The following is a 5728-nucleotide window of genomic DNA, read 5'->3' as shown; positions in this document are numbered from 1 at the left end:
GGCTGGAAAAAACCTAGAAGTACCGTACAAATACCAACACAGGTTGACTGGCTGAGTAAGCTACGACGAAAAAGGTAACAACACTAAAGGAACTCTGCAAAATTGCCTTGTAACTTAGGGAGAAAAGGCGTCCTGTTGACTAAGAAAAGAGGGGGTAGCGACTGTTTATTAAAAACATAAGACTTTGCGAAGTAGAAATATGAAGTATAAAGTCTGACACCTGCCCAGTGCTGATCGGCGAAATAGTTATATTTGCGTGTAACTTATAAGCCACGGTAAACGGCGGCCGTAACCCTGACGGTCCTAAGGTAGCAAAATCCCTTGACGGGTAAGTTCCGTCCTGCACGAATGGTGTAACGACTGCCCCACTGTCTCTAGTGTTGACTTTATGAAATTGAAGTTATTGTGAAGATGCGATAAAATACAGCTAGACGGAGAGACCCTATGCACCTTTACTGTTAGCTGCTTATGACAAAAATAAAAAGGAATATAGATACGTAGGAGCTGTCGTGTTGATGGAAAACTACTTTCTAATTTATTATGTTAGCTTTCGGGAACGAAAGAAATTTGCTGCGAGACAGTTTAACTGGGGCGGTTGCCTCCAAAAGAGTAACGGAGGTGAGCATATGATCTAAAATATGTGCAAACAAAGACGTTTTAATGAAGTTTATTTAGGTCTGATTTATGTACTAACAAGTATGTAAAGGGCGCAAGCCTGCCATAGTGACCCGGTATAGCGTAGAGGAGGCTGTATCGATTAACGGATAAAAGGTACGCTAGGGATAACAGGCTTATGTTTTCCGAGAGTCCACATTGAAGAAAACGTTTGGCACCTCGATGTCGGCTCATCACATCCTGGTGGTGCATAATCTGCTAAGGGTTCGGCTGTTCGCCGATTAAAGTGGTACGTGAGCTGGGTTTAAAACGTCGTGAGACAGTTTGGTCCCTATCTACTGTATACTTAGAATAGTTAACTATTTTTACCTCAGTACGAGAGGACCGGGGACAGGAAGCCAATTGTTTAGCAATTATACTAAGTAAGTTGCATAGCTACGCTTAAAAAATGTCACTGATTAGTCAGGAATTGTATAGTTTAATTGTTCTAATAGAAAATTTTTAGATAAAATTTTTTAATAACGTAGCGGTTTAAAAACAGAGATGTTCAGCCGCAAAGTTAGATTTACTAATACGACAAACTGAGTTTAATTTATAGGTATGTTGTTGCCGAAGCTTACATACACTAGCAATAGTTATTACTATACGGTATCGCAACCCGATAACCGTCACCTGTATATGGGTAAGGCAGTGCCTGGCCCGCGAATCCTAACTACGCTGTTTTTCTTCTTCTCAAAGGATAACAACACAAACAACACAAACAACACAAAAACCAACACAACACAAGTCGGTAAACCTACACTGGAAACCCTTGCCACTGATAAAAAGAACGTAAATAACCCAAATAGGGTTACTGATAAAACTACAAGTGTAGAAAAAACGAGCGCTGCCGTTGATTCGCCCGAAGTTAAAGCGCCTCAAGCTGCTACGCCACAAACTGCTACGCCACAAACTGCTACGCCACAAACTACTATTGAGAAACCCCAACCAAAGTCTATAGAAGCCCCACAAAAACCAGAAGATACACAGATGTGGGTAACCGTCCGCGGAATACAAAAACTTGTAAACGTTTCAGGCGCCGATAACAAGCCCCGTAGCGTGGACCCGACTTTACCGTTTTTTACTTGAGTTCTCGCGTGTCTTCGGTGATGAAAAAAAGTTATACTCCGCAAGCCTGGACAGCCTTATTACCCAACAGATAAAGAACTGGACGATCTAAAACCGTATGTTGTGGCGTGCCACAGGTACCTTATAAGTATGGATAAGTATCATGAACAGCTTGCTAAATACCGTGAAAATCTCGATGAGCATGAAAAACAAAAACTGCTTGAAGAAGAATTAAAGGAAGCCGTTGATACTAGACCAGAGACTATTATCCGTGAACTATCTACTGGCCCTAGAAATTTTGACGGCCCTTTTTCTTATGGGATGGCGTATAGATACCGTATTTTTCGTAAAAATTTACGTAAACTGGGCAGGGCGCTGCAGTGACCTTACTCCATTAAAGGTTACCGTGTTATAAAAAGTGGTTTTTCAATGGATTACTACGTTAAAAAACTTACGGGTCTTATGAGTAAAGAGGTTTTTTTAAATTTTGGGTTAAATCTCGCTGAAAAATACTTTTTAATACGAATTTTAAAAAATACAATATCGAGGATCCCTCAAATGCTGCCTCGTTTTGCTTCTTTCAAAGCTCAAGGAAACTTAAAACTATTACCTACAGCTATTTTTTTTTTAATTGTGTTCCTGTCCCTCGCCGGTATCCTGTGGTGTTGCCTGTAGTCGAACCAGCAATTCGCCCGTGTGGTGGAATTGGTAGACACGCGCGACTTAAAATCGCGTCCTTCTCGGGTGCTGGTTCGATTCCGGCCATGGGCACTGTGCAGGGTTTGTTTTTGCTGAGAAAAAACAAAATATTTAACAAAAGCAGATACGCGCGGAATAGACAAACAACCCGCGTTGCTTTTTATTTGGCAATTCTTATAAATATTTTAGTTATTTTCGTTGTTTTTATTCTTTATTATAAAGTATTATTAAAGTTTAGCCTTATTTGACCAGCCCTTTTTGTATTTTTAGCGTCTTTTTTATTTTCTAGTTGTTTACGCTCCAGCGCATCGGTTTCTTTAAAAAATTTCTCAACCTTTATGCACACGTTTTGGTTTCGCAGGTGGTGATACCCTGAGCATTTTCTCGTAGGAATAGCTAGGGTAATTTCAATGAGCCCACTGAGCCCAATATTTTTTAACAGGTACCTCAGCTACATTGTCGTCCATCACCCTATAATTTTAGTTTTATACATTGCAAAATACTCGGCTGCTTAGCATTTGTTCTACGTTTTAAGTTAGTCGTAAATATGCACTAGACGGATGCCTATTCAGGTCAAGTAGAAAACAGTTTCTTATTAGAGTGGGCAAGGTTCCTAACGCGTTCTGCTGACCCCTCGTCGTTTTCAATCCCGCGAAGCGAGACATCGTAGTACCGGGCAATCTAAATCAATTGAGATTTTAGTAGGGGTGACCGAAAGTAGTAGCCAATGTGTTAAAGAAAGTAAACTGCGTGGAATCGCGTGCCAAAGAAGGTGATAGCCCTGTAATTTTCGTACATTTCTATGCCGCTAGGACGGTCCAGCCGGGGCTCATGACCCTGAGCGGGTCGGGTTCGTCTCCCGACAGCGGTATTACTAATTTGTGGCGTGGTGGCGGTTACAACGCTGCCACCCCACGAGTAATTAGGTAAAATCTAAATAGCGACTAAATTCTAAATTAGATTTATTTTTTTTTTTTTTTTAGTAGCTGTAGCGGCTATTTTCGCCTTTTCGCTTTAGTCGTCTAATGGTTAGGACAGCAGGTTTTCACCCTGCAAACCCGGGTTCGATTCCTGGCTAGAGTAGCCTTTTCCCAGAGTCGTTCGTAGCGTGGGGTCCGCGGTCAGTACACCTCCGCGTGGTTGCTGCTCTAGACGTACGGCTTACTGCTTAAGAACTAGTTCACCCATTAATTACAACTTCATTTGGTTAACATATAATTCCAAGCATGCGGGCATTCTACCTTACCGCGTACGCCTACTATGCTGTGTACTGTGATTTATTTTCTTAAATATAAATAATTTTTATTGGCTGCATTGCGCTTTTGTAATTTATAAGTGAGTGACTACATGTATCTTGACGAGAGTGACGTTGCTATTGACTTAGCGTGGGATTCAAAACGTATGTTCGTAGAGGAGTTTTTTGATACTATATACGCCCTTATATACTTACTTGTCTGAGATTGTTTCTTTAAGTACGCAGTGTACTTATTTTCCGATATTTTTCACGAATTCTTTTCTATCGCGTTTGATAGGCTTACTTTTGGATGGGAGAACTTTTTCCCTTTTGTATAGATTGAGGTCACCCCTTACGATGTTTCCTACTTTATGCTGTTGGTGGGCGAGCATAAACATTTATATGAGTAACTGCAGCACCGTCGGAGGTGTTCCTTCCGCAGACCCTGGTTATATATAGTGGTTTTTTTTTCTTTGTATCTCTCTAAATTTTGCTATTACAATGATTACCGAAATTTAAAAAAAAAGGCTAAGTTAGACATACGACAAAAATTTAAAGTATTTGTTTTGCGTAATGGGAGTCCGTCGAGCGTATTGTTTATGGTTTTCCGGTGGAGTGTTTTGTTATAAATGAACACGCCCCTATCAAAGTGTTTACCTCGGATTCTGGTAATTCCAGCGATTTTTTTTTTTGAACTACACCGCAGCATGTCCCAAATATAGCCCTTTCGCTACACTCCGTAACCACCATAGGCGCGTACTCTTTGTTTGACCATTTTGCTTGAGTTTTGCCCGGTAAAACAAGAGCAGATGACGTATACACAGCGGTAACGGTTTTTATTTCTATGATGACGAATACCCGCGCCGCTTACCCGCAGCAAAGGCACCTTAGCTCTATTGTTGCTTTATGAAAAATGCAAGTTGGGTAGAGCGTGAGTCTTCTGAGATGCTTAACCTTGTTTATTACAATCTTCCTGACACTCGAAAACTCTTACTTGACTACTCAACCACTCGTGGCGTGTTGCATAAATGCTATAGTGATGTGTTTTCTTCTCATTTTTTTAAAAATTATTATTTTGTTAACTATGACGCCTATTAAACGCCCCTGGCCCGCGTGCCTAGGTTTATTATTGCCTAAGAACATAAGTGTTGCGCAAGTACATTTTGCACCTAAGTAAATTTTAGAATCCTGTGACTCGTTACTCTGTTTCTAGTCTGCAGGCGTGTAATCTGCAAGTGTTAAGCTTTTTTAATCTATTAAACTTATGTTTCATCTTATCTTTAGTTTCTTTTTTTTTTATTGATTCCGATTTGTTATCCTATTTACTTTTGTCCGAGTTAATGTGGATCACGCTATACTGCATTTGCGTTTTCTCTGGGCTGAGTGTTGACAGCTTTTACTTACTCGGGGTGAGTGTTGCTGTTTTGGTATTTTCCGGTATGGAATTTTCTATTGGTTTGCTTATTTACTTTTTTTTTTAACTTAAATAACGTATTGTTACCCGCGTAGTATCGTGAGGGGCTGTTATTTGGGCTGTGCTGTAGATTTTGTTACGCGTAGTTTACCTAAAAAAAGAGCGTACGTTTGACTTCGAAAAAAACACAGCGTAGTTAAGGCTTGCGTGCCCGCCTCTAAACTACTGCAGTTTTTTATAAAAAAGTCTGTAAATAATCTTTTTGGACGTCCTCGTATACACCCACCAAAAAAACTCAATATACAGATTCTTGTTGGTTACTATTTTACGTTGTATTGCAACTTTGTCTTTTTCGACGTTGCTTTCTACGACACCTTACATTTACTATTTCAAATACAATCAAATAGAAAACAGTATATGCTTACCTTCATGGGTTTAAATAAACAGCACTTTACAACTATTTCTGCGGGGAAACTAATGTGCTATCTTGGGGTAAAGCTAAAAAGTGCTAAAAAATCTAAAAAAATTTTAAAATACTTGGTCGATTATTTCGAGTATTATTATCTAAAACCCGCGGTACGGGTGACCCACTACTTGCTAAAACCAACTAATAGAAAAAATTTAAATATGTTTTATGAAATTCAAAAATACTGTAAAAT

At 39.6% G+C, this 5728-nt stretch carries 3 protein-coding genes, 2 tRNA genes and 1 rRNA gene; all 6 read left to right on the top strand.

Annotation, left to right across the window (positions count from 1 at the left end; translation table 11 throughout):
* A 23S ribosomal RNA gene (locus IPH52_18970) occupies positions 1–1199 on the top strand; the annotation flags it as partial.
* 94 nt (positions 1200–1293) lie between these two features.
* Positions 1294–1743, top strand: coding sequence for a hypothetical protein (locus IPH52_18965; protein MBK7057085.1), 450 nt, complete (start codon positions 1294–1296; stop codon positions 1741–1743).
* Between the two features lie 129 nt (positions 1744–1872).
* On the top strand, positions 1873–2106 hold the full coding sequence (locus tag IPH52_18960) for a hypothetical protein (protein MBK7057084.1): 234 nt from the start codon (positions 1873–1875) through the stop codon (positions 2104–2106).
* Between the two features lie 306 nt (positions 2107–2412).
* Positions 2413–2493 (top strand) — tRNA-Leu (locus IPH52_18955).
* Between the two features lie 939 nt (positions 2494–3432).
* Positions 3433–3504, top strand: a tRNA-Glu gene (locus IPH52_18950).
* Positions 3505–4561: 1057 nt separating this feature from the next.
* Positions 4562–4753, top strand: coding sequence for an NADH-quinone oxidoreductase subunit C (locus IPH52_18945; protein MBK7057083.1), 192 nt, complete (start codon positions 4562–4564; stop codon positions 4751–4753).
* The last annotated feature ends 975 nt before the right edge of the window (positions 4754–5728 follow it).

The sequence above is a fragment of the Leptospiraceae bacterium genome, assembly GCA_016708435.1.
Classification (GTDB): Bacteria; Spirochaetota; Leptospiria; order Leptospirales; family Leptospiraceae; genus UBA2033.
This window is presented reverse-complemented; position numbering and strand designations above follow the sequence as displayed.

What these genes read in the sequence shown, in the direction of transcription:
- IPH52_18965 (MBK7057085.1), top strand. Translation starts at nt 1,294, where the DNA reads ATGGGTAAGGCAGTGCCTGGCCCGCGAATCCTAACTACGCTGTTTTTC.
- IPH52_18960 (MBK7057084.1), top strand. Translation starts at nt 1,873, where the DNA reads ATGGATAAGTATCATGAACAGCTTGCTAAATACCGTGAAAATCTCGAT.
- IPH52_18945 (MBK7057083.1), top strand. Translation starts at nt 4,562, where the DNA reads ATGAAAAATGCAAGTTGGGTAGAGCGTGAGTCTTCTGAGATGCTTAAC.